The following is a 25221-nucleotide window of genomic DNA, read 5'->3' as shown; positions in this document are numbered from 1 at the left end:
ATGACGACGGTTGCGAGGGGCCAACGCGCCCCTCACTCGGCGATCAGCTTCAACCACTCGTCTTCGGTCAGCACCTTGACGCCGTGCTTGTTGGCGTCCGCGAGCTTCGAGCCGGCGCCGGGGCCCGCGACGACGAGATCGGTCTTTTTCGAAACCGAGCCCGACACCTTGGCCCCGAGCCGCTCGGCCGTCGCCTTGGCTTCATCCCGTGTCATCTTCTCCAGCGAGCCCGTGAACACCACGGTCTTGCCGGCGACGGCCGAATTGCTCTTCGGCTTCTCGGCGTCGACGATCTCGACCTCCTTGGTCAGGCGTTCGACAATGCCGCGATTGTGACTCTCGCCGAAATAATCGGCGATGCTCCTGATCACGGTGTCGCCGATCTGGTCGAGCGCGTCCATGTCCGCGATCGCCTCCTCGTCGCCCTTGGCAACCTTGAGGCAGGCATCATGGAAGGCGTCCCACGAGCCGTAGCCGCGCGCCAGCGCCAGCGCCGTGGTCTCGCCGACATGGCGCATGCCGAGCGCGAAGATGAAGCGCTCCAGCGCGATTCTGCGCCGGCTCTCGATGGCGCCGAACAGGTTGCGCACGGAGGTCGCGCCGTAGCCTTCGATCTCCTCGAGCTTGAGTTTTGCGTTGCGCTTCTCCAGCGTGAAGATGTCGGCGGGCTCCTTCACCCAGCCCTCGTCGAAGAAGTACTGGAGCTGCTTCTCGCCGAGGCCGTCGATGTCGAAGGCCCGCCGCGACACGAACAGCTTCAGATGCTCGATCTTCTGGTAGGGACAGGCGAACTCGCCGGTGCAGCGGGCGCGCGAGCCCTCCTCGCCCGTCGCCGTCTCCTCGCGCACGACGTCGGTGTGCAGCGGACACGGGCACTTCTTCGGGAAGTGGAATTCCCTGGCGCTCTTCGGCCGCTTGTCGAAGACGACGTCGACCACCTGCGGGATGACGTCGCCGGCGCGCTGAATCACCACGGTGTCACCGATCCTGATGTCGCGCCCCTCGCGCAGCACCTCGCCCTTGTTGCCGATGCCCCTGATGTAGTCCTCGTTGTGCAGCGTGACGTTCTGCACGATGACGCCGCCAACGCCGACCGGCTCGAGCTTGCCGACCGGCGTGAACGAGCCGGTGCGGCCGACCTGGATCTCGATGTCCCGCAGCACCGTCATGGCGCGCTCGGCCGGGAATTTGTGCGCGATACCCCAGCGCGGCGTGCGCGAGACGAAGCCGAGCCGCTCCTGCCAGGCGATGCGGTCGATCTTGTAGACGACGCCGTCGATGTCGTAGTCGAGCCGCGCGCGCTGCTCCTCGATCGCATGATGAAAGGCGAGCAGTTCCTCGACCGAGTGACAGAGCTTGGTGAGCGGATTGGTCTTGAAACCGCAGCGCTCGAACCAGCCGATCATGCCGCTCTGCGTGTCTTCCGGCATCGCGCTCATCTGCCCCCAGGCATAGGCGAAGAACCCGAGCGGACGGGAGGCGGTGATGGTCGGGTCCTTCTGGCGGAGCGAGCCGGCGGCCGAATTGCGCGGATTGGCGAAGATGGTGTCGCCTGCCGCCTTCTGCCGTTCGTTGAGCGCCAGGAACGCCTTCTTAGTCATGTAGACTTCGCCGCGCACCTCGCAGATGTCGGGGATGTTGCGGCCCTTCAGCTTCTGCGGCACGTCTTCGAGCGTGCGGATGTTGGCGGTGACGTCCTCGCCAACCGCACCGTCGCCGCGCGTCGCGGCGGTGACGAGCTCGCCACCCTCGTAGCGCAGCGACATCGAAAGGCCGTCGATCTTCGGCTCGGCGGAGAAGTCGATCTTGTCGTCGTCGAGCTTCAGGAAGCGCACGATGCGGCCGACGAAGTCGCGCACGTCCTCCTCCGCAAAGGCGTTGTCGAGCGACAGCATGGGCACGGCATGCGGGACTTTCTTGAAGCGCCCTGACGGCGCGGCGCCGACCTTCTGCGAGGGCGAGTCCGCGGTGACGAACTCGGGAAAACGCGCCTCGATCGCGTTGAGGCGCTGGCGCAGCGCGTCGTATTCGGCGTCGGTGACGGTGGGCGCGTCCTCCTGATAGTAGCGATCGTTGTGCCCCTCGATCTCGAGGGCGAGCCGCTTATGCTCGACCTTGGCCTGCGCCTTGGTGAGCTCGGCGACGTCGCGTAGCGGTGTTGCTTTGGATTTTGCTGCTCTGGCCATGGTGCTTGGATACGACGGAGCGGGCGGGAGGGTAAAGGCTTGTGGAAATCTCGTGCCCCGGGCGCAGCGCAGCGCTCCTTCAGCGGTGCGCTGCAGAGCCGGGGCCCATGCCGCGGCAGGCATTCTGGGTCCCGGCTCGCGCTACGCGCGTCCGGGACACAAGCCTAAGCCGTCGCCGCCTTGAGCAGCCGTTCCGCCGCAGCCCTCGCCTCGGCCGTGATCTCGGCGCCGGCGAGCATGCGGGCGATCTCCTCGCGGCGGTGGTCGGCGGCGAGCGCATTGACGCGGGTGGCGACGCGCTTGCCCTTGTCGAGGGCGTCCTTGGAGATGAGCAGGTGCTGGTCGGCGCGGGCGGCGACCTGCGGGGCGTGGGTCACGGCCATGACCTGGACCTTGCCGGCAAGCCGCGCCAGGCGCCCGCCGATGGCGTCCGCAACCGCACCGCCGACGCCGGTGTCGATCTCGTCGAAGACGAGCGTCGGCGCCGAGCCGCGGTCGGACAGGACGACCTTGAGCGCGAGCAGGAAGCGCGACAGCTCGCCGCCGGAAGCGACCTTCATCAAGGGCCCCGGTCTGGTGCCCGGATTGGTCTGCACCCAGAACTCGACGCGATCGAAACCTTGCGGCCCGGGCGCAGCCTCGTCGGTCTCGACCTGGGTCATGAACCTCGCGCGTTCGAGCTTGAGCGGGGCAAGCTCGGCATTGACCGCCTTGTTGAGCTTCTCGGCCGACTTCTGCCGCGCCAGCGACAGCTTCTTGGCGGCCGCCGCATAGCGGCTGTCCGCCTCGATCGCGGCCTGCTCCAGCTTCTTCAAGCGCGAGGCGCCGGCATCGATCAGGACGACGTCGGCGGCGTATTTGGCGGCCAGCGCGGCGAGGCCGTCAACCGGGGTCGAATATTTGCGAGACGCCGCACGCAAAGCAAAAAGCCGTTCCTCGATGCGCTCGAGCTCGGCCGGATCGAAATCAGTTGCGGCCAGCGCCGCCTGGAGATGCTGATCGGCCTCCTCCAGCGCGTTGATCGCCGCGTCGATTGCCTTTACCGCGGGCTCGACCAGCGCCGGCGAGTTGACGCCGCGGCGCTCCAGCCGGCGCACCGCCGCCGAGAGCGCGGCAACCGGCGAATGATTGCCGCCGACCGCCTCCTGCGCCTCGCGCAGGTCGGAGGCGATCTTCTCGCCCTGCATCATGGTGGTGCGGCGGGAAGCCAATGCGGTTTCCTCGCCGTCCTTGGGCGCGAGCTGCTTCAGCTCGTCGGAGGCGTGGCGCAGATAATCGGCCTCGCGCGCCGCGCGCTCCATGGCGGCGCGATGCTCCTCCAGCGCGGTGTTGGCGGTGCGGCGCGCATCCCAGAGCGCTTCGACGGCCGCGACGTCCTTCTCGAGGCCGGCAAAAGCGTCGAGCAGGCGGCGGTGGGTGGCGGCATCGACCAGCGCGCGCTCGTCGTGCTGGCCGTGGATCTCGACCAGGGCGGTGCCGACCGCCTTCAGCGTCTGCACGCTGATCGATTGGTCGTTGATGAAGGCGCGGGTGCGGCCGTCGGCGAGCTGCACGCGCCGGAGAATCATCTCGCCGGTGTCGTCGAGGCCATTCTCGGCCAGTATCTTCGTCGCAGGGTGATTCTTCGGGACATCGAACACGGCCGTGACCTGCCCCTGCTCCGCGCCGTGACGCACGAGGCCGGCGTCGCCGCGGCCGCCGAGCGCCAGCGCAAAGGCATCGAGCAGGATGGATTTGCCCGCACCGGTCTCGCCGGTCAAAACCGCGAGGCCGGAGGCGAATTCGATATCGAGCCGTTCGATCAGGACGATGTCACGGATCGACAGACGCGCCAGCATGGAACCAAATTTCCTAGCCGAGACCCATCTTCTTGAAGGTCCGGCTGATCCAGGACCCCTGATTCTCGCTCGGCTCGAGACCGCCGGATTTTACAAGATTATAGGCGTCCTTGTACCAGCGGCTGTCAGGAAAATTGTGCCCAAGCACCGCCGCCGCGGTCTGCGCTTCGCCAACGATGCCGATCGCCATATAGGCCTCGGTGAGCCGGAACAGCGCCTCCTCGACATGGCGAGTGGTCTGGTACTGGGTCACGACGGTCTTGTAACGATTGATGGCGGCCGTGTAGTCGCGCTTCTGGGCGTAGTAGCGGCCGACATTCATTTCCTTGCCGGCGAGCTGGTCGCGCGCGCCCTCGATCTTGGCCTTGGCCGAGGTCGCATATTCCGAGTTCGGATATTTGCGCACCACCTCTTCCAGCGCAGCGATCGCCTTTTCGGTGCGGGTCTGGTCGCGGCTGATGTCCGGGATCTGGTCGTAATGGGAGGCGGCGATCAGGTATTGCGCATAGGCCGCATCCGGGCTGCCGGGATGCAGCGTGACGTAGCGGGTGGCGGCACCGATGCAACCGTCATAATCGCCGCCCTGATAGGACGCATAGGCCGACATCAGCAGCGACTTGCGGGCCCAGTCGGAATAAGGATGCTGGCGGTCGACCTCTTCGAACTTCTTGTTCGCCGCCTTCATGTCCTTCTTCTCGTTCATGAGGTACAGGCCCTCATTGTAGATCTTGTCGGCGGGCTCCTCGACGAAGGTGTCATCCTTGGCGGTGAACTTGTCCCAGAGCGCGCCCGTGCCGCATCCGGCGAGCGGCAGCGCAAGAACGATGAAGGTGACGGCCTGAATCAGCCCGCGGGCTCGCGACGAGACCGAGAAATATCCGCGCGTCATACGCTGTGCCGACATGAGTTTAAGCCCTGACGCCCTGTGATGCGGTGTCCGCCAGCCCACGAACCCCTCATGGGCGCGAAATGTAACCGTGGTGCCTGCCATGCGACCACGCCGATGTATCCGAAAACGATCGTTAACGAACCGGATAGGGAGGCATTTCGCCCGGATTAAGGCGAACCTGCCGCAATGCTAGCCGATCATGGTTACCAGGAGTTTCCCGGGGGGCCGCCAACCGCGTTCTGAAGGCGGCAGGCCGCGTCAGGACACATCCGGTCCGAAGGCCGCAGCGACCCGGCCGCCGACGATGCCGCGACCGACCTCGCCCACGGCACGCGTGGTGCGGCGGGCAGCCTCGCCCTCGACCACCCGCCAGGCGGTCCGGTCGGCGAGCAGCGCCGTCAGGACGGCGTGGTTGAGCTTGTGGCCGCCACGCACCGAGCGGTAGGCGCCAAGCAGCGGCAGGCCGGCCAGCGAGAGGTCGCCGATCACGTCCAGCACCTTGTGACGGGCGCATTCATCGGCGTAGCGCAGGCCTTCGGTATTGAGCAGCCGCTCGTCATCGAACACGACGGTGTTGTCGAAGGAGGCGCCGAGGGCATAGCCCGCGCTCCACAGCCGCGCGACATCGTTCATCAGGCCGAAGGTCCGAGCCCGGCCGACTTCGCGGCGGAAACCTTCCGGATTGAGGTCGAAGGCGTAAGCCTGCTGGCCGATGACGGGATTGGTGAAATCGATCTCGACCTCGACGCGGAACCCGTTGGTGTGGGGCCTGATCTCGCCGAAGGAGTCGCCGATCTTGACCGAGATCGGCTTCAGAACCTGGATGAAGCGGCGCTGCGCCGGCTGGGTGACGATGCCGGCCTGGTCGATTGCCGCGATGAAGGCGGCGGCGCTGCCGTCCATGATCGGGACTTCGGGACCGTCGATCTCGATGGTAGCGTTGTCGACACCCATTCCCCGCAGTGCAGCAAGGACATGCTCGGCGGTGGACACCAGCGGACCGTTGCGGTCGCCGAGGACGGTGGCAAAGTCAGTCGCAATCACCTGCTCGGCGGTGGCCTGAACTTCGCGGTCACTTCCCTCAAGTCCGGTCCGGACAAAAATAAAACCCGCGTCGACAGGCGCAGGCCCAAGCGTGAGAGTGACAGGAAGACCGGAATGAACGCCCACGCCTGCCACAGAGGCTTGCGCACGAAGCGTTGTTTGCCGGCTAAATTTCATCAGGAACCCGCCCCACTAAGACCCACTGCGACTTATACGAGACCCGCTTGGCCGGCCAGAGCCGACGCTACCGAATCTCCGTATCCCCAAGTCACGGCAAACCATAGTTGCAGCCTCAAACAGCGCCAACTCACGCTTTTTTACCGATTGTTACCCCAAACCTGCCGTATTCGCGCCAAGGCTTAACCAAATTGCGCCGGGTTTCGGGACCGCTATCGGCAGTTCTACTGAACCACCGAAGCCGTAATTAATCATTTAAAATCAGTTGTTTGGCTGCTCAATCCGGACATGCCCGGGACAAAAGGAAAGGTCCCGGCGAGCTCCTCGCCGGGACCTTTTTTTGTCTGCCTTATTGTAACAATCCTCAGGTCGCCTGCCGCCGCAGGAAGGCCGGGATATCAAGATGGTCGTCACCCTGTGGCGCCGGCGCAACAGGCGCGGGGCGGCCATGGACGTCCAGACCCTGCGGCGCGGGACGGCGGGCATACTCCGATACCGGCTCGTTGGACGCGATCTGCTGCGCCACGGTCTTCTGCGGCCTGCGCTCGGGCAGCGGCGGCATGGCGGGACCGGCGGTGCGGGCCGCGACCGGTGGCTCGCTTTCCTCGTCGCGACGGCCGAGGCCGACATTGGCGAGGCGCTGCAGCAGCGACAGGCGGGTCTTCTGCGGGGTCTCCTCCTCAGCCTCGCCGCGGGCCTGCCGAATCTCGGCTTGCGCCGGCATCGGCAGCTCCTCGATTCGCGGCATGCGCGGCGCGCGGGCCGGACGCTCGGCCTGCGGCGGGATGAAGGTATCAGGCGTCATCGGCTCCTGCACCGCGACCGGGGCCATGTCGGCCTCCGGGAACAGGGTCGGCTTCTGCGCGATCGGGCGCACGGTGACGTCGCCATAAGTCTGTGGCGCGGGCGGCTGCGGCACCTCGGAAACGGCAGCGGCGATCGCGGCGAGCGCAGCACGCTCGACGTTCGGACGGGGCGCGGCGGCAGCCGGAGCCGGCGCGGCGGCCGGGGTCTGGGCTTCCAGCTTCTGAGCGCGCTCGGCCAGACGCTGATTGTCGGCACGCAGCCGGGCGGTCAGGTCGGCGAGACGGCTCTCGGCGGCGGCGGCCGGGGCGGCAGCCTGCTGCATCTGCGGTGCCGGGTTGGCGACGGGCGCAGAGGTGGCCTGGCTGTTGCGGGCGATCGCGGCCTGCTCGATGCCGGTGGCGACCACCGAGACGCGGATCAGACCGTCGAGCGCTTCGTCGAAGGTGGCGCCGACGATGATGTTGGCGTCCTGGTCGACTTCCTCGCGGATGCGGGTCGCGGCTTCGTCGACCTCGAACAAAGTGAGGTCCTTGCCGCCGGTGATGGAGATGAGGAGGCCCTTGGCGCCCTTCATCGACGAGTCGTCAATCAGCGGGTTGGCGATCGCGGCTTCCGCGGCGGTCAGCGCGCGCTTGTCGCCGGAGGCTTCGCCGGTGCCCATCATCGCCTTGCCCATCTCGCGCATGACGGCGCGGACGTCGGCGAAGTCGAGGTTGATCAGGCCTTCCTTGACCATCAGGTCGGTGATGCAGGCGACGCCCGAATAGAGCACCTGGTCGGCCATCGCGAAGGCGTCAGCGAAGGTGGTCTTCTCGTTGGCGACCCGGAACAGGTTCTGGTTCGGGATGATCAGGAGCGTATCCACGACCTTGTGCAGCTCGGAGATGCCGGCTTCGGCCGTGCGCATGCGGCGCTGGCCCTCGAAGTGGAACGGCTTGGTCACCACGCCGACGGTGAGGATGCCCATGTCGCGCGCGGTCTTGGCGATGACGGGAGCTGCACCCGTGCCGGTGCCGCCGCCCATGCCTGCGGTGACGAACACCATGTTGGCGCCCGAGAGATGGTCGCGCAGCTCGTCGATCACCTCTTCCGCTGCCGCGGCGCCGACGTTCGGCTGCGAGCCGGCGCCGAGGCCTTGCGTGACGGCCGTGCCCATCTGCACGATGCGCTGCGCTTTCGACATCGTCAGCGCCTGCGCGTCGGTGTTGGCGACCACGAAGTCGACGCCCTGCAGGCCCGCCGTGATCATGTTGTTGACGGCGTTGCCGCCGGCGCCGCCGACGCCGAACACGGTGATCCGGGGCTTCAGTTCGTGAATATCAGGAACATTGATGCTGATGGTCATGGTTGCCTCTCGATCACGCGCGCGTGGGTTCGCCCCGGCCGGTGGCCGCGGGAGTTGGTGAAAATCGAAGATTGCGGAAAGCGGTCATCAGAAGCCCTCGCGTAGCCATCGTCCGACCTTTCCGAAATATCCGCCGGTCCCTGTCTTGATCTGCTGCCGCGTATGCCGCGGTTCGACATGTTCGAGGTGAACATATTGCGGGTAGACCAGAAGTCCGGCCGGCACCGCGAACGCGGCGTTCTTCGCCTCGTTGGGAAGCCGGCCGAAACCGAGCGGACGACCGACCCGCACGGGCCGGCCGAGAATCCGGGTGCCAAGATCGACGAGGCCGGTCAGCTGGGAGGCCCCGCCCGAGAGCACGACGCGGCCGTTCGGCTCTGCGGCGAAGGGCGAATCCTTCAGCTTGTCCCGAACCATTTCGAAGACTTCCTCGGCACGGTGCTTGACGATGTTCGCGATGGTGGCGCGGGAGACGATCTGCGGCAGATCCTGCTCGTCACCGGCTGTCGGCACAGACATCAGCTCACGCGAGTCCGATCCGCCGGTGATGACGGTACCGTATAAGGTCTTGATTCGCTCGGCATCGGCAATGGTCGCCGAGAGTCCGCGCGCAAGATCCATCGTGATGTGTTGCCCGCCGACCGCAAAACCCGCCGCATGCACGAAGCGGCCGCCCGAATAAACGGCAATCGTGGTGGTGCCGGCGCCCATCTCGACGACAGCGGCGCCGAGATCGGCCTCGTCGTCGGTCAGCACCGACAGTCCGGCCACATAGGGGCTGGCTGCCATGGCTTCGACATTGATGTGGCAGCGCTCCACGGCCAGCATCAGGTTCCGCGCCACGGTGGCGTCGCAGGTGACGACGTTCATGTCGACGCCGAACTGGTGCGCGACCATGCCGCGGGGATCGCGGATTCCTTTGACACCATCGAGCGTGTAGCCGACCGGCAGGGCGTGCAGCACGGTCCGGCCTTCGCCGGTGGCGTGGCGCATGCCGGTGGAGGTGACGCGACTGACGTCGGCCGGCGTCACGGCGCCGCCACGAATGTCGGCGGCAGCCTCGACCAGCTGGCCGGCGAGCCGGCCGCCGGAGACCGACAACAGCACGGACTCGACCCGCACCTTGGCCATCTTCTCCGCGAGCCCGACGGCCTGGCGCACCGCCTGCTCGCATTCGCCGAGATCGATCACCGCGCCGGCCTTCATGCCGCGCGCCTGGATCTGGCTGTAGCCGATCAATTCCACCGCATGTGTGCGGCCGCGCAGCGCATCGCTCGGCGGCGACGGCTTCAGCCGCGCGATCATGCAGGCGATCTTGCTGGTGCCGATGTCGAGGCAGGCGACGATGCCGCCGCGCTTGTGCGGCATCGGGCGCGTCTTCGGCGTCTGGGTGCGATCGAGACCGGTCATGCGGAATCCCCGGCCTTCTTTTTCTTCTTGTCCTTGAACAGCTCCTCGCGCGCCTTGGCGGCGTCCTCGGAGAGCTGCACCACCAGCCGGTCCGGCAGGCGCATGTCGACGGCGACGATATCGCGCGAGAACAGCCTGTCCTCCTTGTCGAGCTTCGACAGCATCGCAAGCGCGTTGCCGACGTCCTGCTCGGGCAGGCGAATGTCGAGACCGTCCTTGAGCCGCAGGTTCCAGCGCCGCTCGCCGACGTAGATCGCGGCCTTGGTCACCGAATGGACCTGCGGGTAGCGCGCCAGCAGCGCCAGGAAATCGCGGGCCTGGGTCTCGGCGCCCTTGCCGACCACGAGCGGCAGCGACAGGAAGCGGCGCGAGACATAGGGCTCGAGCACGGCGCCGTCGTCGGCGATGACGGAGAGCCGGCCGGCCTCCTGCCACAGCGCGAACGCCTTGCGCTCGGTGAGCTCGATCATGAGCTGGCCCGGATAGAGCTTCAGCACGGTCGCATCCGCGATCCAGGGATTGGCCTTGAGCTTGTCGCGCACCGCCTCGGCATCGAGGAACAGCAGCGAGGAGCGACCGCTGACGCCGCCGATCGCGAGGATCTCGTCCTGGGTCAGCTGCTTGCGGCCGTTGATCACGACGGAGGTGATGCGGAAGCCGGCGGAATTGGCCAGCGCATTGCGGGCATCGCTGACCGCGGTGACGAAATCCTGGAGGTGGCCGCCCTTGACGATGCCGAAGCCGCAGCTGCCGATCAACAGCAGCACGGTCATGCTGAGGCCGACCCGGCGCGGCAGATAGCGCTCGACCAGCGCGACCAGGCGCGGCGGCGGCTCGCGCTCGACGGCGGCCTTGGCCTGGGCTTTGGCTTTGGCCTTGTCCCTGGCGGCAGCGCGCGCCGCTTCGTGCCTGTCCTGCACCCACTCGCGCAGAAGCACGACCGCTCCGATAGCGGCCGCCTTCAGGTCAGCTTGAGGCCTCAGCGATCTCAAAACCGATCGGGTGAGGCGTCCTGCACCATCCATTGCACGAGCTCGTCAACAGTTTGCCCGCGACATCGCGCGGATCCTGGCGAACATGACGTCTCGGACCTGCCGGGCCGGGTGCTGGTCTTCAGCAGAAGAAAACCTCTCCCCTTCAAAGCGTTCGCTGGAGGTGACATCACCCGCGACAGCTCACGCGCCGGCAGCCAAAGCGCCATATGCGCCGCCAGCGTTAACCTTCGGACGTCCTGGTAAACAAAAGGTAAAATTCGTTAACGACCTGCGCATTTTGCCTCGCGCTGTGAGGCATTTGCGCCGCGATGTCCGGCATTTTACCGGTTTTGGCCGCCAAACCGGCCCGTTTCGCCGGTCCGGCCGTTAACCAGTCCTGACTATTTCCGCACGCGCTGGCAGGCGAGCTCGACCAGGCCGCGCAGGAAGTCGACGAACTCGATGCCTTCGGCTTTCAGCGCCTTGGGGTAGAGCGAGGACTTGGTCAGCCCGGGCAACGTGTTGGTTTCGAGATAGACGAGGCCCTTGTCCGAGACGATGAAGTCAGAGCGGGAATAGCCGGTGCAGGACATTGCGCGGTGGGCCAGCATCGCCTGCGCCTTGAGCGCAGCAGTGATCTCGGGTGCGAAGCGGCCGGGGCAGATCTCCTGGGTCGATTTCAGAAGATATTTCGCCGCGTAGTCGAAATTGCCCTCGCCCGGAATGATCTCGATCGGCGGCAGCGAGATGATCGAGCCGTCGGTGCGCTCCAGCACGCCGCAGGTCGCCTCCACCCCGGCGATGTAGGGCTCGATGACATACTCTTCATGCTTCGCCGCGTTGCGGACGGCGACGAGGTCCTGCTTGGCGTTGACGAAGATCAGACCGTAGCTCGACCCGTCGCGCGCGGGCTTTGCGATCAACCGGCCGTATTCTGCAAAGGCCTCGTCGATATCATCGAGCGCAAGATTTTCCGGCGGCGTCACGCCGCCGAGCGCGGCGAAGCGCTTGGCTGCGATCTTGTCGAAGGCCAGATGCGACGACGCCGAGCCCGAGCCGGTGAAGGGCACGCCGCGCGCCTCGCACATCACCTGCAATTCGCCGTTCTCGGCACGCCCGCCGTGCAGGCCGAGCACCAGCACGCGATCCTCAGCCTTGGCCCGGTCGAGCGCCTGCGCGAGCGGGACGCCGCGCGTGCCCGGCTTGAATTCGTCCTCGAACGGGCGGGCATGCTCGAGCAGCTGCTTCGACTGCACGACGTGCACCTTGTCCTCGACGTCCCACCACCAGAGGTCAGCCTCGGGCAGCGCCTGATGCAGCGCCTGGGCTGTGGCAACCGAGACGAGACGCTCGCGGTTGGAGCCGCCGAAGAGGATGGTGATGCGCATGTTCCTGTCACCCATGTGTATCGTCATTCCGGGATGCGCCGAAAGGCGCAGGCCCGGAATCCATAACCACGATCGTGAGTATGGATTCTCGGCTGCGCAATTGCGCACCATAGCTCGCGACTTCGTCGCGCCCCGGAATGACGCTCAATTGGAAACCCCGATCCGCTTGATTTCCCAGTGTAGCTCGATTCCGGAATTCGCCTTCACGCGTGCACGTACCGTCTCGCCCAGCGTCTCGATGTCGTGCGCGGTGGCCTCGCCCGTGTTGATCAGGAAGTTGCAATGCATCTCCGAGACCTGCGCGCCGCCGACGCGCAGGCCGCGGCAGCCGGCGGCGTCAATCAGCTTCCAGGCGGAATGGCCGGGCGGATTCTTGAAAGTCGAGCCGCCGGTTTTCTCGCGGATCGGCTGCGCGGTCTCGCGATGGCTCTGCACCTCCGCCATGCGCGCGCGGATCGCCTCCGCGTCCCTGATCTCGCCGCGAAAGCGCGCGGAGGTGAAGATGATGGAGGGATCGACGCCGCTGGAGCGGTAGACGAACTTCATCTCGGCGTTGGAGAAGACGTGCTTGGTGCCGTCGCGCCCGATGCCCCTCGCCTCGATCAGCACGTCCTTGGTCTCGTCGCCATTGGCGCCGGCATTCATGCGCAACGCACCACCGATCGTGCCGGGAATGCCGAAATAGAATTCGAGCCCGCTGATATTGGCGGAGGCCGCAACTTCGGCCACGCGCTTGTCGAGCGCAGCCGTGCCGGCGGTGACGATGTCGCCGCTCGCAGTCGCCTCGCCGAAGGCGCGCGGCGCGAGACGAATGACGACGCCGGCAATGCCGCCGTCGCGCACGATCAGATTGGAGCCGACCCCGATGACGTAGACGGGAATGGCGGAGGCGAGATGCGCCAGGAAGTAAGCGAGATCGTCCTCGTCCGCCGGCGTGAACAGCACCTGCGCGGGACCGCCGACGCGAAACCAGGTGAGCTCGGCCAGCGACTGGTTCGCCAACAGCCGCCCGCGAAGCTCGGGCATCGCGGCTTTGAGTGAAGGGGTGATGTCGGGAAATCCCACCGCGCTACCCCAGCGCCTTCAACTGGTCCGGCAGCGCATACGCCCATTGCGTGATGTTGCCGGCGCCGAGACACACAACGAGATCGCCGCTCTTGGCGATGCCATGAACGATTTTGGCTAGTTCGCCGGCATTGGGCAGCGGGATCACCTCGCGATGGCCGTGGGCGCGCAGGCCGGCGACGAAATGGTCGCGGTCGATGCCTTCGATCGGCGCTTCGCCGGCGGCATAGACATCGGCGACGACGACCGCATCGGCATCGTTGAAGCAGGTGCAGAACTCCTCGAACAGCGATTGCAGGCGAGTGTAGCGATGCGGCTGCACCACCGCGATCACCTTGCCGGTGTAGGAATCGCGCGCGGCCTTCAGCACGGCTGCGATCTCCACGGGGTGATGGCCGTAATCATCGATCACGGTGACGCCGTTCCACTCGCCGGTCTTGGTGAAGCGGCGCTTGACGCCGCCGAAGCCGGCCAGCGCCTTGCGGATCGCCTCGTCAGACACGCCGAGCTCGTGCGCGACCGCGATCGCCGCCGTCGCGTTCGAGGCATTGTGCCGGCCCGGCATGGGCAGCGCGAGATCGGCGATCTCGTGCGTGGTGCCGTTCTTGCGGTCGCGGATCACGACCTTGAACTTCGAGCCGCCACCGCCGGCGGTGAGATCGACCAGCCGCGCATCGGCCTGCGGATTCTCGCCATAGGTGATGATGCGGCGGTCCTCGATCCCGCCGACGAGGCTCTGCACCACGGGATGATCGATGCACATCACGGCAAAGCCGTAGAACGGCAGGTTCTCGACGAAATGGCGGAAGGCGTCCTGCACGGCCTCGAAAGTCTTGAAGTGGTCGAGATGCTCGGGGTCGACATTGGTGACGATCGCGACATCGGTCGGCAGCTTCAGGAACGTGCCGTCGCTCTCGTCGGCCTCGACCACCATCCAGTCGCCGGCGCCAAGCCGCGCGTTGGAGCCGTAGGCGTTGATGATGCCGCCGTTGATCACGGTCGGATCGAGCCCGCCGGCGTCGAGCAGCGTGGCGACCATCGTCGTCGTGGTGGTCTTGCCGTGGGTGCCGGCGATGGCGACGCAGCTCTGCAACCGCATCAGCTCGGCCAGCATCTCGGCGCGGCGCACCACGGGAATGCGCCTCTCGCGCGCCGCCATCAGTTCCGGATTGTCGCGCTTGATCGCGGAAGACACGACCACGACCTCGGCGCCGTCGATATTCTCGGCCTTGTGGCCGACCGAGACTTTCGCGCCCTTCTTGCGCAGACGGTCGAGATTGTAATTGTCGGCGGCGTCCGAGCCCTGCACGGCATAGCCGAGATTGGCCAGCACCTCGGCGATGCCGCTCATGCCGATCCCGCCGATCCCGACGAAGTGGATGGGTCCGATCTCGCGCGGCAGTCTCATGTGGTTTCCTTGGGGTCATCGTCCGCGAAGGCGGACGATCCAGTACTCCGCGACGCCAGAGATTCAATTCAACTGCGTCGGATACTGGATGCCCCGCTTTCGCGGGGCATGACAAGTGGCTTTTTTGGCCATTCGGGCCGGAACAGGCGTCAGATTCCCGCGGTCTTCACCACGAGATCCGCCAGCCGCTCGGCCGCATCGAGCCGCCCCGCCCCCTTCGCCGCCGCCGCCATGGCGGCAAGCCGTGCCGGCTCGGCGGCGAAGGCGGAGATTTCGGACGCCAGCCGGTCGGAGGTGAACTCGGCCTGCGGGATGCGGATCGCGCCGTCGACCTTGACCAGCACGCCGGCATTGGCGAACTGGTCCTGGTCGATCGAGCCCGGCAACGGCACCAGGATGGAAGGCCGGCCGATCGCGGCGAGCTCGGCCACGGTGCCCGCGCCGGAGCGCGATACCACGAGATGATTGGAGGCGAGCCGCGCCGGCAGATCCGTGAAGAACGGCGCGAGCTCGGCCTTGATCTTGAGCTTGTCGTAGACGGCGCGGACGCGGCTCATGTCCTCTTCGCGCACCTGCTGGGTGAGAACGAGACGGCTCCACAGCGCAGGCTCGAGCCTTTCGATCGCGCCCGGCACGATGTCGGCCATGATGCGCGCGCCCTGGCTGCCGCCGACGACGAGCAGGCGCAGCGGACCGCCCACCTCGGGCGCGACATATTTCACCGCAGCGGCCGCGAGGATCGCGGGGCGCATCGGCGTGCCGACGGTCGTCGTCTTGCCTGAGAGCGCGGGATCGCGATCGAGCACGCCGGGCAAAGACGTCGCGATGGCGCGCACGCGGCTCGACAGGAACCGGTTGGCGCGGCCGAGCACGGCGTTGGCGTCGTGGATGATGCCGGGCACGCCCGCGAATTTCGCTGCGACCAGCGGCGGCAAGGTCGGATAGCCGCCAAAGCCGACGACGGCGACGGGCTTCAATCGCTTGATCAGCGCATAGGCCGACAGCGTGCCGGCGGCGAGCGTGAGACCGGCATAGGCGAGCTGGAACGGATTGCGGCCGCGCGCGGTCTCGCTTCTGACCACGTCGATCATGTCCTTGCTGAACAGCCCGCTATAGCGCAGCGCGCGCTCGTCGGTGACGAGGCGGACGCGATAGCCGCGCCGGATCAATTCGACGCCGAGGGCCTCGGCCGGGAACAGATGGCCGCCGGTGCCGCCCGCGGCGAGAAGAATCAGGGGGGACGTGTCCATAATGAGGGAGTTTTACAGGGTCTTTCTCGTCATTGCGAGCGAAGCGAAGTAATCCAGACTACCTCAGTGGAGACCAGCCTGGATTGCTTCGTCGCTTCGCTCCTCGCAATGACGGCTCACGCGTAACTGCGCATCGCCTCGGCGTGGCCGCTCGCCTCGACCTCGGTGCGCGGGCGCAGCCGCGTCAGCGCCAGCATCATGCCGACGCCATAGGCGAGCGAGACCATCGAGGAGCCGCCATAGGAGATGAAGGGCAGCGTCATGCCCTTGGCGGGGATGAGCTGCAAGTTCACCGACATATTGATCGCCGCCTGCACGCCGAACAGGATCGCGAGCCCGGAGGCCGCAAAGCGCGAGAACATGTCCTCGTTGGCATAGGCGCGCGACAGCGTGCGCATGACGACGAAGGCGAACAGCGCCAGCATCGCAAGGCACAGGATGATGCCGAACTCTTCGCCCGCGACCGCGAAGACGAAGTCGGTGTGGCTGTCCGGCAGGCTGCGCTTGGCGATGCCCTCGCCCGGTCCGAGCCCGAACCAGCCGCCGTTGTAGAAAGCCTCCATGGCGGTATCGACCTGGAAGGTGTCGCCGGAGGCCGGGTTCATGAAGCGCTTGATGCGCCCCGCGACGTGCGGAACGAACAGATAGGCGCTGAACAGGCCGGCCGCGCCGAGACCTGCGAGGCCGAACACCCAGATCATCCGCATGCCCGCGATGAAGAACAGCGAGCCCCACACCATCAGGACCAGCATGGTCTGGCCGAAATCCGGCTCCATCACCAATAGCGCGACCAGCATCAGCAGCAGCACCACCGCCATCGAGGTCGCCGGCATCTCCGGGCGCCTCGTCGATTCCGCGAACAGCCAGGCCGCGATCACGACGAAGGACGGCTTTGCGATCTCGGAGGCCTGGATGTTGACGCCGAGCAGCGTGATCCAGCGGCGCGAGCCCTTCACCTCCGGGCCGAAGGCGAGCGTGAGCACGATCAGGACGATGCTCGCCGCGAAGATGATCAGCGCCGAGCGGCGGATCGCGCGCGGCGACAGGAAGGACACCCCGAGCAGCACGATGCAGGACGGCACCAGGAACAGCACGTGGCGGCTGAAGAAATGGAAGGCATCGAGCCCGATGCGGGTCGCAACCGGCGGGCTCGCCGCCAGCGACAGGATCACCCCGGTCAGCATCAGCCCCAGGATGGCGCCCATCAGCGGCTTGTCGACGGTCCACCACCACTCGGAAAAGGGGGTGCGTTCTTCACGGGAGAGCATGGGCGGCCGCTTTCGGACAGAGGTCCGTTCATTGGTCGCCGAGGTTGGTTACCGGGAGGTTAAAGGGACGGGTAACTTTTGAGCGAAGCGTTGGTGCCGGGCTACGAACCGGGCGCCCTGACGAATCGATAGGGTATGCCGCCAAACGCCAGAGTGAGAACGCCATCCTCGGCGAATGAGAACTGGGTTCGTTCAACTTGTGGAGCTGAGGGCTGGTCGGTGACAATCGTCGAGCCCTCCACCCGATATCGAAGATTGATGATTTGTTGCTTGTCGTGCTCACGAATTGTGTAGCGCAGCCCACCGCTCTCATCGAACTCGAGCAGGACATTTCCCAGGCGGGCTAACGCCAGTTCATCGGTCTCGTCTACAAGCCAGGCGCCTACCAGAGTCATTATGTCATTCAATCGTTGGTGTCGGTGTCCTCACACCACCGGCTGCACACCCGGCAGCGCCTGCACCAGTTCGCGGAACTTGGTGCCGCGGATCTCGAAATTGCGGTACTGGTCGAAGGAGGCGCAGGCGGGCGACAGCAGCACGACGGCATCGGTGAGGCCAGAGGCTTCCGCATCGCGGGCCGCGTGTTCGACCGCAACGTCCAGGGTCTGGCTGATCTCGTGCCCGACCTGTGTGCCCAGCGTGCCCGAAAACTCCTGCGCGGCTTCGCCGATCAGATAGGCCTTGCGGATGCGCGGGAAGAAGCCGGTCAGGCCAGTGATGCCGCCCGCCTTCGGCTTGCCGCCGGCGATCCAGAAGATCTCCGAAAACGACGACAGCGCGTGCGCGGTGGCGTCCGCGTTGGTGCCCTTGGAATCGTTGACGAACAGCACGTTGCCGCGGCGCCCGACCTGCTCCATGCGATGCGCCAGGCCCGGAAAGCTGCGCAGGCCGTTCTGCAGCACGTCCTGGCTGACGCCCATGGCGAGCGCGACGGCGGCCGCGCAGGCCGCGTTCTGCGCGTTGTGCTGGCCGCGCAGCGAGCCGATGCCACCGAGCGCGGCGACCTCGCTGCGGGCGCCGCCCGCGGCGCGCACGATGGTGCCGTGCTCGACGTAAATGCCCGACGCGAGCGGGTTCTTGACCGAGATGCGCACCACGTTCTTGCCAGCGCGGTCGAGCCGGTCGGCGATGTCGCGGCAAAAGCCGTCATCGACGCCGACGATCGAGGTGCCGCCGCCTTGCACGCCGGCCACAAGGCGCTCCTTCACCGCGGCGTAATGCTCGATCGTGCCGTGGCGATCGATATGGTCCTCACTGACATTGAGCAGGATGCCGACGGAGGGATCGAGCGAGGGCGTGAGGTCGATCTGGTAGGACGACATCTCGATGACGTGGACGCGGCCCGTGCGCGGCGGCTCCAGCGACAGGATTGCGGTGCCGATATTGCCGCCCATCTGGGTGTCGTAGCCGGCGACCTTAGTCAGATGCGCAATCAGCGCCGTCGTGGTCGACTTGCCGTTGGTGCCGGTGATGGCGACGAACGGCGCGTCCGGCGCATGGCGGCGCCGCTCACGGCAGAACAGCTCGATGTCGCCGATCACCTCGACGCTTGCCTCGCGCGCCTTCAACACGCTCCAATGCGGCACCGGATGGGTCAGCGGCACGCCGGGCGCGAGCACCAACGCGGCGAACTGCGCCCAGGAGACGTTGCGCAAGTCCGCGGTGATGAAGCCGGCCTGCGCGGCCTTGGCGACGTTCTCGGCATTGTCGTCGGCGGCTATCACGTCGGCGCCGCCGGCCTTCAACGCATGGCAGGAGGCGAGCCCCGAGCCGCCGAGGCCGAACACCGCGACCGTCTTGCCGGCGAAGGACGTGACGGGGATCATCGATCGGTCACCGCAGCTTCAGCGTCGAGAGGCCGGCGAGCGCCAGCATCACCGAGATGATCCAGAATCGGATCACGATCTGCGGCTCGGTCCAGCCCTTCTGCTCGAAGTGATGGTGGATCGGCGCCATCGCGAACACGCGCTTGCCCGTGAGCTTGAAGGACACGACCTGCACGATGACCGAAACCGCCTCGAGCACGAACAATCCGCCGATCACCGCGAGCACGATCTCGTGCTTCACCGCGACCGCGATCGCGCCGAGCATGCCGCCGAGCGCGAGCGAGCCGGTGTCGCCCATGAAGATCGAGGCCGGCGGCGCGTTGAACCAGAGGAAGCCGAGGCCAGCGCCGAGCAACGCGCCGCAGAGCACCGCGAGCTCGCCGGTGCCGGCGACATATTTGATCTGGAGGTAATCGGCGAACACCAAGTTGCCGGTGAGATAGGCGATCATCGCGAAGCTCGCGGTGGCGATCATCACCGGCACGATGGCGAGGCCGTCGAGGCCGTCGGTGAGGTTCACCGCATTGCCGGCGCCGACGATGACGAAGGCGCCGAAGACGACGAAGAACCAGCCGAAATGCAGCACGGTATCCTTCAGGAAGGGAATCGTCAGCGCGGTCGAGGCGGGATCGCGGTTGAGCCGCACCAGCGCATAGCAGGCGACCAGCGCGATCACGGCTTCGATCAAGAGGCGCAGCTTGCCGCCGAACCCGGTCGTGGTCTGCTTGGTCACCTTGAGGTAATCGTCATAGAAGCCGACGAAGCCGAAGCCGAGCGTCACCGCCAGCACGATCCAGACATAGGGGTTGAGCGGATTGGCCCACAGCACGGTGCCGACCGTGAGCCCGGACAGGATCATCAGCCCGCCCATGGTGGGCGTGCCCTTCTTGGAAAGATGCGATTGCGGACCGTCGGTGCGGATCGGCTGGCCCTTGCCCTGACGGATGCGCAAGTGATCGATGATCCAGGGGCCGAACAGGAACACGAACAGCGCGCCGGTCACGATGGCGCCACCGGTGCGGAAGGTGATGTAGCGGAAGACGTTCAGGAAGGTGCGAAAGGCACCGAAGCCCGGAAATGTGTTGGAGAGCTCGATCAGCCAGTAAAACATTCAGACGGTCCTATGGCGCCTTTGCAAGTCCAGGTGCCTCATGCGCGTTCGCTGGTCTTCGTCATGGTCCGCGCGCTTTTTGTAACAGCCGGCTTCCGCCGCAGAGGATGGGATTCGGCAACGGCGCCTTCCAAGCAGTTTACGCCTTTGCCTGCAAGGCGGCCACCAGCCCCGGCACAAACTTGTTGACCCAGAACATCTTCTTGCTACCCTTGACAACCACGACGTCGCCTGCCTTCAGCAGCTTCGCGACCTCCGCCGGCTTCAGCGTGGCGGGATCGTCGTGCCAGCCGAGACCCTTGCCCGAGGGCAATGCGTCGAACAGGTGGCGCATCAGCGGCCCGACGCAATAGACGCCGTCGATGCCGTCGAGGTGGCTGGCAAGGCCGGTGTGATAGCTCGTTGCGTCCGCGCCGAGCTCGAGCATGTCGCCGAGAATCGCGATGCGGCGGCCGCCGCTCATGTTGCGCGCCTGCAGGCTTTGCAGCGCCGCGGCCACGCTGGCCGGATTGCCATTGAAGCTGTCGTCGATCACGGTGACGTCGCCGACCGCCTGCTCGACGCCGCGGCCGGTCATGATGCCGACGCGGTCGAGCTTGACCGCGAGCGTCGCGACGTCGAGATGCGCGGCATGAACCGAGGCGAGCGCGGCCAGCGCATTGTGCACCCGGTGCGGCGCGCCAGGGGTGAGGCTGAAGGCGATCTCCTTCCTGCCGATCGCGGCCACGACCTGCCAGCTCTCGCCGTGCGGCGCGTGGGCGACCTCGTGCACCTCGGCATGCTCGCCGCCGAAGCGCACGACCTTGCCCTTCCACTCGGAAGCCTTGATTCCGGCGGGCAGCACCAGCACGCCGTTCTCGGGCAGTCCGAGCGCGATCGATACCTTCTCGCGCCGGATGGCTTCGAGCGAGCCGAGCTTTTCCAGATGCACCGGCTGGACGTTGACGACGAGCGCGACGGTTGGCTGCGTGAGCTCGCTGAGACGGGCGATTTCGCCCTTCTGGTTCATGCCCATCTCGACGACCCAGAGGCTGGCGTCCCGCCTGGCATTGCACAGCGTCAGCGGCACGCCCCAGAAATTGTTGAAGCTCGAGGGGCTCGCATAGGCGTTCGGATAGGCGGCGATGAATTCCTTGGTGCTGGTCTTGCCGGCGCTGCCGGTGAGCCCGATCACCGGGCCGTTGAAGCGCGCGCGTGCGGCGCGCGCGAGGCCCCAGAGGCCGTCGATCAGCGTGTCCTTGACCACGATCTGGGGGATGCGGATGCCCGCGATCTCGTGCGGCACGATCATCGCCACTGCGCCTGCGGCTTCCGCCTTGTCGGCGAACTCCCAGCCGTCGCGCGCGCTGGCGAAAGCCGAGATGAAGCCGCCGCTCGGCGTGCCGCTCAGCGCAACGAACAGGCTGCCAGGCTTCACCAGCCGACTGTCCTGGGTGACGAGATCGATTGCCGTCTCCGGGAACGATCCGGCGACGCCCAGCGCGCGCGCGACCTCGGCAACCGTCCATAATGGCCCGCTCATGCAACCCTCGACGCTAGTGCGGCGGCGACCGCCTCGTGATCACTGAAAGGCAGCACCTCGCCGCCGACGATCTGCCCGGTCTCGTGGCCCTTGCCGGCGATGAGCAGCGCATCGCCCTCCTGCAAGTCCTCGATCGCGGCGCGGATCGCCTCGGCGCGGTCGCCGATCTCGCGGGCGTCCTTGGCGGCGGCGAGGATCGCGGCGCGGATCGCTTCCGGCTTCTCGCTGCGCGGATTGTCGTCGGTGACGATGACGGCGTCGGCGTTCGCCGCCGCGATCTCGCCCATGATCGGACGCTTGCCGGCATCGCGGTCGCCGCCGGCGCCGAACACCACGACCAGCTTGCGCTTCGCATAAGGCCGCAGCGCCTGCAGCGCCTTCGCGAGCGCATCGGGCTTGTGCGCATAGTCGACGAAGATCGGCGCGCCGTTGCGCTCGCCGACGCGCTCGAGCCGGCCCTTGGCGCCTTCGAGATGTTCGAGGCTCGCAAACACGTTTTCAGCATCGCTGCCCGTGCCGATGGCGAGGCCGGCCGACACCAGCGCATTCTCGATCTGGAATTCGCCGACCAGCGGCAGCCGGATCGCGTAAGCCCGGCCGCGATGTTCGACCGTAAGCTTTTGCGAGAAGCCTTCGACTACGGCCTCCGTGAGGCGAATGCCCTCGCCGGCGCCATCGCCGTTGCGGCCGACCGCCATGACGCGCAGGCCGCGCGATGTTGCCGCATCGATCGCCTCCGCCGAGCAATCATGATCGGCCGAGATCACCGCAGCGCCATCAGGCGGGACCAACTCGCGGAACAGGCGGAGCTTGGCCGCGAGATAATGCGCAACGGTCGGATGGTAATCCATGTGGTCGCGCGAGAGATTGGTGAAGCCGCCGGCCGAGACGCGCACGCCGTCGAGGCGATATTGGTCGAGCCCGTGCGAAGACGCCTCGAAGGCGAGATGCGTGACGCCCTCGCGCGCGATCTCGTCGAGCTGCCGGTGCAGCGCGATCGGATCCGGCGTGGTCAGCGAGCCATAGACGGTGCGCTTCTGCGATACCAGACCGATGGTGCCGATGCTGGCGGAGGCGTGCCCAAGCCGCTCCCAGATCTGGCGCGTGAACGCGGCGACCGAGGTCTTGCCGCTGGTTCCGGTCACCGCGGCAATCGTCGCGGGCTGTGCCGGGAAAAATCTGGCCGCGGCAAGTGCCAACGCGCGGCGTGGATTGGCGACAGCGATGAACGGCACCTTGCAGGCGTCCGGTGCATGGTCGCCGACGACGGCCACCGCGCCCGCCGCAATCGCGGCATCGACGAAGCGGGCGCCGTCGGTCTTGCTGCCTGCGAGCGCGAAGAAGAGATTGCCCGGCTTGACCACGCGGCTGTCGAGCGCAAGGCCGCTCACCTCGAGCGCCGCAGCGGCGGGCTCGATCGCGGCATCATTGCCCTTGACATCCTGACCCAAGAGGTCGCGCAGCTTCATGGTGTTCCAGTCGACATGCCGTGCCGGAAAGCCGAATCCTCCGGGGAAAATCCCGACTCAGCAGCGGCGATGGCCCACCCGGTTGATTACTGGGTTGTCCTGGATGCTGCAAGAATAAGGCGCTCCGCAGGCGGCAGCTCGAACCGCGGCTCGACCCCCAGAAGCGGCGCGATCCGCTCGATCACCTTGCCGCCGGTCGGCACCGCGTTCCAGCCCGAGGTGATGAAACCATGCGTTTCCGGCAGTGCCTGCGGCTCGTCCAGCATGATCAGGACGTGATATTTGGGATCATCGCAGGGCAGGATGGCGGTGAAGGAGTTGAGCACGCGCTTCTTGGCGTAGCGGCCGTTGACGACCTTCTCGGACGTGCCGGTCTTGCCGCCGACGTAATAGCCCTTGACGTCCGCCTTTCTCGCCGAACCGACTTCGGCATTGAGCCGCATCAGGAACCGCATCTTGTCGCTGGTCTCCGGCTTGATGACGCGCTTGGCCATCGCCTGGGCTTCGGATTCGCTGCGCTTCAGGAACGTCGGCGGAATCAGATAGCCGCCGTTCACCAGCGCGTTGATGCCCATCACCGCCTGCAGCGGTGCCACCGACAGGCCCTGGCCGAACGCGGCGGTGACCGTGTTCAGCTCGCTCCAGCGCCGCGGCAGCAGCGGCGCCGCACTCTCCGGCAATTCGGTGCGCAGCCGCGTCGTCTGGCCCAGCTTGGCGAGGAACGCCTTGTGCGCCTCGACCCCCTGGTTGAGCGCAATCCGCGCCGCGCCGATGTTGGACGAGTAGGTGAACACTTCCTTGGTGTTGATGAAGCGCCCGACCGGATGGCTGTCGTGGATGGTGAACTTGCCGTAGTGCAGGTTGCCGCGTGCGTCCCACATCGAGTTCAGATTGATCTTGCCGGAATCGAGCCCCATCGCCAGCGTGAACGCCTTGAAGGTCGAGCCCATCTCGTAGACGCCGGTGGTGAGGCGGTTGATGCGGTCGGGGTCGTGCGCTTCCTTCGGATTGTTGGGATCGAAGTCCGGCAGCGAGACCATCGCCACGATCTCGCCGGTCTTGACGTTGGAGACGATGCCTGAGGCGGCCTTGGCGCGGAACTTGTCCTTGGCCTTCAACAGCTCGTCGCGCAGCGCATGCTCGACCCGCAGATCGACCGCGAGCTCGATCGGCTTCTGCAACCGGTCGGTGGCAAAGCCGGCGCGGTGGAGGTCGGCGAGCCCTTGATTGTCGAGCCACTTCTCGAGGCCGGCGATGCCCTGGTTGTCGATATTGACGAGACCGATGAGGTGAGCGACCTCGTTGCCGGTCGGATAGACGCGCTTGTTCTCGCGCAGGAATCCGATACCGGGAATGCCGAGCTTGTGGACGGCCTGCTGCTGCGCCGGCGTGACCTCGCGCTTGAGCCAGACGAAGCCCTTGCGTGTCCTCAGGCGCTCGCGCACCTCGGCCTCGTCGAGGTCGGGAATGGTCGCGGTGAGGAGCTCGATCGCCTCGTCCTTGTCGATGATGCGGCGCGGCTCGCCGAACAGGCTCGCCGCCTTGACGTCGGTCGCAAGGATGGCGCCGTTGCGATCGACGATGTCGGGCCGCGCGGTCGCAACCACCTCTTGCGCTGCGGCGCGGCGCGCGCTGTGGGCGTCGGCGCCGATCGCGAACATCACGAGCCGCCCGCCGATCAGGGCATAGACCGAAGCGAAGGCGAGCATGGCGAGGCCGACACGCGCGCGCGCCTTCGCGGCGCGATCGACGTTGCGCCCGTAGAGCAGGCTTCGGATCAGCCGCCGCCGCCAGGGCTCAGTCGACTTTTCGGCCAGCTTTTCGATGGGTTTTGCAGGCGTTGCCGGGCTCATTGCTTGTCCTCGGGCTGAGGCACGGAGCCCGTCACCGCATCAGGGTCGCTCGCGGCTTCGATGGTCTTGAGCATGGCCCCGATCGGATCGGGCTCGCCCGGCCTGAACATCCGGGGCGGACGCTCCGGCAGGCTTTTCAGCGAATCATATTGCGTGCCGTTGACCGGCTTGAGGTGCAGATGCCGATCGGACAGGCCTTGCAGGCGGTGGGGCGCGTCGAGCTTGGCCCATTCGGCTCGCAGCCCCGCGATCGCATCGCGCTGCTCGCGGATCTCCGCACGCAGCCGCAGCACCTTCTCGGTGCGCGCCGTGGAGTCCATCTTGATCCGGTAGACATGGGCGGCTGCGAAGATCAGCGCACCGATGACGAGGAGGTGGATGATGCGCATGC

At 66.4% G+C, this 25221-nt stretch carries 19 protein-coding genes; all 19 read right to left on the bottom strand.

Features of this window, described 5'->3' with window-relative positions; all coding sequences use genetic code 11:
• Positions 1-32: 32 nt before the first annotated feature.
• The gene (ligA, locus tag ACTEK7_RS21715; RefSeq protein WP_225146940.1) at positions 33-2186 is read right to left on the bottom strand and encodes an NAD-dependent DNA ligase LigA; all 2154 of its coding nucleotides are present in this window, start codon (positions 2184-2186) and stop codon (positions 33-35) included.
• Between the two features lie 164 nt (positions 2187-2350).
• On the bottom strand, positions 2351-4024 hold the full coding sequence (recN, locus tag ACTEK7_RS21710) for a DNA repair protein RecN (RefSeq protein WP_036003579.1): 1674 nt from the start codon (positions 4022-4024) through the stop codon (positions 2351-2353).
• 13 nt (positions 4025-4037) lie between these two features.
• Entirely contained in the window at positions 4038-4928 is an 891-nt protein-coding gene (locus ACTEK7_RS21705) for an outer membrane protein assembly factor BamD (RefSeq protein ID WP_036028334.1), read from the bottom strand.
• A 243-nt stretch (positions 4929-5171) separates the two neighbouring features.
• On the bottom strand, positions 5172-6134 hold the full coding sequence (gene lpxC, locus ACTEK7_RS21700) for a UDP-3-O-acyl-N-acetylglucosamine deacetylase (RefSeq protein ID WP_036028336.1): 963 nt from the start codon (positions 6132-6134) through the stop codon (positions 5172-5174).
• Positions 6135-6498: 364 nt separating this feature from the next.
• Complete coding sequence (ftsZ, locus tag ACTEK7_RS21695; protein WP_074447532.1) at positions 6499-8286, bottom strand: cell division protein FtsZ; 1788 nt, start codon at positions 8284-8286, stop codon at positions 6499-6501.
• A gap of 87 nt (positions 8287-8373) precedes the next feature.
• Positions 8374-9696 carry a cell division protein FtsA gene (ftsA, locus tag ACTEK7_RS21690; protein WP_036003557.1) on the bottom strand — a complete coding sequence of 441 codons (1323 nt, stop codon included), beginning with the start codon at positions 9694-9696 and terminating at the stop codon, positions 8374-8376.
• Positions 9693-10721, bottom strand: a complete 1029-nt coding sequence (locus ACTEK7_RS21685; RefSeq protein ID WP_057026921.1) for a cell division protein FtsQ/DivIB — start codon at positions 10719-10721, stop codon at positions 9693-9695. The genes ftsA and ACTEK7_RS21685 overlap by 4 nt, the downstream gene beginning before the upstream one ends.
• 350 nt (positions 10722-11071) lie before the next feature.
• On the bottom strand, positions 11072-12058 hold the full coding sequence (locus ACTEK7_RS21680; protein ID WP_225147064.1) for a D-alanine--D-alanine ligase family protein: 987 nt from the start codon (positions 12056-12058) through the stop codon (positions 11072-11074).
• Between the two features lie 144 nt (positions 12059-12202).
• Positions 12203-13123, bottom strand: a complete 921-nt coding sequence (murB, locus tag ACTEK7_RS21675; protein ID WP_225146939.1) for a UDP-N-acetylmuramate dehydrogenase — start codon at positions 13121-13123, stop codon at positions 12203-12205.
• Between the two features lie 4 nt (positions 13124-13127).
• On the bottom strand, positions 13128-14531 hold the full coding sequence (gene murC, locus ACTEK7_RS21670) for a UDP-N-acetylmuramate--L-alanine ligase (protein WP_225146938.1): 1404 nt from the start codon (positions 14529-14531) through the stop codon (positions 13128-13130).
• Positions 14532-14680: 149 nt separating this feature from the next.
• Positions 14681-15781, bottom strand: a complete 1101-nt coding sequence (gene murG / locus ACTEK7_RS21665; protein WP_249786425.1) for an undecaprenyldiphospho-muramoylpentapeptide beta-N-acetylglucosaminyltransferase — start codon at positions 15779-15781, stop codon at positions 14681-14683.
• A gap of 116 nt (positions 15782-15897) precedes the next feature.
• Positions 15898-17049 (bottom strand): putative lipid II flippase FtsW, encoded by a 1152-nt coding sequence (ftsW, locus tag ACTEK7_RS21660; RefSeq protein ID WP_057026925.1) that lies wholly within the window; start codon positions 17047-17049, stop codon positions 15898-15900.
• 101 nt (positions 17050-17150) lie between these two features.
• Positions 17151-17444, bottom strand: coding sequence for a hypothetical protein (locus tag ACTEK7_RS21655; protein WP_225146937.1), 294 nt, complete (start codon positions 17442-17444; stop codon positions 17151-17153).
• Positions 17445-17474: 30 nt separating this feature from the next.
• Positions 17475-18875: a UDP-N-acetylmuramoyl-L-alanine--D-glutamate ligase gene (murD, locus tag ACTEK7_RS21650; protein WP_225146936.1), complete on the bottom strand. Its 1401-nt coding sequence runs from the start codon at positions 18873-18875 to the stop codon at positions 17475-17477.
• 7 nt (positions 18876-18882) lie between these two features.
• Positions 18883-19986, bottom strand: a complete 1104-nt coding sequence (gene mraY, locus ACTEK7_RS21645) for a phospho-N-acetylmuramoyl-pentapeptide-transferase (RefSeq protein ID WP_036003524.1) — start codon at positions 19984-19986, stop codon at positions 18883-18885.
• Positions 19987-20125: 139 nt separating this feature from the next.
• Complete coding sequence (locus tag ACTEK7_RS21640) at positions 20126-21508, bottom strand: UDP-N-acetylmuramoyl-tripeptide--D-alanyl-D-alanine ligase (RefSeq protein ID WP_225146935.1); 1383 nt, start codon at positions 21506-21508, stop codon at positions 20126-20128.
• Complete coding sequence (locus tag ACTEK7_RS21635) at positions 21505-22977, bottom strand: UDP-N-acetylmuramoyl-L-alanyl-D-glutamate--2,6-diaminopimelate ligase (protein ID WP_225146934.1); 1473 nt, start codon at positions 22975-22977, stop codon at positions 21505-21507. Before ACTEK7_RS21635 ends, ACTEK7_RS21640 begins: the two co-directional genes overlap by 4 nt.
• Before the next feature lie 86 nt (positions 22978-23063).
• Positions 23064-24830 (bottom strand): peptidoglycan D,D-transpeptidase FtsI family protein, encoded by a 1767-nt coding sequence (locus ACTEK7_RS21630; RefSeq protein ID WP_225146933.1) that lies wholly within the window; start codon positions 24828-24830, stop codon positions 23064-23066.
• The gene (gene ftsL, locus ACTEK7_RS21625; protein ID WP_225146932.1) at positions 24827-25219 is read right to left on the bottom strand and encodes a cell division protein FtsL; all 393 of its coding nucleotides are present in this window, start codon (positions 25217-25219) and stop codon (positions 24827-24829) included. The genes ACTEK7_RS21630 and ftsL overlap by 4 nt, the downstream gene beginning before the upstream one ends.
• Positions 25220-25221 lie beyond the last annotated feature (2 nt).

The organism is Bradyrhizobium sp. JHI2711 (genome assembly GCF_056156565.1).
Note: the sequence above shows the minus strand (reverse complement) of the source record. Positions and strands in the feature narration are given on the sequence as shown.

Bases quoted from the DNA above. Each gene is read 5' to 3' on its own strand.
- ligA (WP_225146940.1), bottom strand. From the start codon at position 2,186: ATGGCCAGAGCAGCAAAATCCAAAGCAACACCGCTACGCGACGTCGCC.
- recN (WP_036003579.1), bottom strand. From the start codon at position 4,024: ATGCTGGCGCGTCTGTCGATCCGTGACATCGTCCTGATCGAACGGCTC.
- ACTEK7_RS21705 (WP_036028334.1), bottom strand. From the start codon at position 4,928: ATGTCGGCACAGCGTATGACGCGCGGATATTTCTCGGTCTCGTCGCGA.
- lpxC (WP_036028336.1), bottom strand. From the start codon at position 6,134: ATGAAATTTAGCCGGCAAACAACGCTTCGTGCGCAAGCCTCTGTGGCA.
- ftsZ (WP_074447532.1), bottom strand. From the start codon at position 8,286: ATGACCATCAGCATCAATGTTCCTGATATTCACGAACTGAAGCCCCGG.
- ftsA (WP_036003557.1), bottom strand. From the start codon at position 9,696: ATGACCGGTCTCGATCGCACCCAGACGCCGAAGACGCGCCCGATGCCG.
- ACTEK7_RS21685 (WP_057026921.1), bottom strand. From the start codon at position 10,721: ATGGATGGTGCAGGACGCCTCACCCGATCGGTTTTGAGATCGCTGAGG.
- ACTEK7_RS21680 (WP_225147064.1), bottom strand. From the start codon at position 12,058: ATGCGCATCACCATCCTCTTCGGCGGCTCCAACCGCGAGCGTCTCGTC.
- murC (WP_225146938.1), bottom strand. From the start codon at position 14,531: ATGAGACTGCCGCGCGAGATCGGACCCATCCACTTCGTCGGGATCGGC.
- murG (WP_249786425.1), bottom strand. From the start codon at position 15,781: ATGGACACGTCCCCCCTGATTCTTCTCGCCGCGGGCGGCACCGGCGGC.
- ftsW (WP_057026925.1), bottom strand. From the start codon at position 17,049: ATGCTCTCCCGTGAAGAACGCACCCCCTTTTCCGAGTGGTGGTGGACC.
- ACTEK7_RS21655 (WP_225146937.1), bottom strand. From the start codon at position 17,444: ATGACTCTGGTAGGCGCCTGGCTTGTAGACGAGACCGATGAACTGGCG.
- murD (WP_225146936.1), bottom strand. From the start codon at position 18,875: ATGATCCCCGTCACGTCCTTCGCCGGCAAGACGGTCGCGGTGTTCGGC.
- mraY (WP_036003524.1), bottom strand. From the start codon at position 19,986: ATGTTTTACTGGCTGATCGAGCTCTCCAACACATTTCCGGGCTTCGGT.
- ACTEK7_RS21640 (WP_225146935.1), bottom strand. From the start codon at position 21,508: ATGAGCGGGCCATTATGGACGGTTGCCGAGGTCGCGCGCGCGCTGGGC.
- ACTEK7_RS21635 (WP_225146934.1), bottom strand. From the start codon at position 22,977: ATGAAGCTGCGCGACCTCTTGGGTCAGGATGTCAAGGGCAATGATGCC.
- ACTEK7_RS21630 (WP_225146933.1), bottom strand. From the start codon at position 24,830: ATGAGCCCGGCAACGCCTGCAAAACCCATCGAAAAGCTGGCCGAAAAG.
- ftsL (WP_225146932.1), bottom strand. From the start codon at position 25,219: ATGCGCATCATCCACCTCCTCGTCATCGGTGCGCTGATCTTCGCAGCC.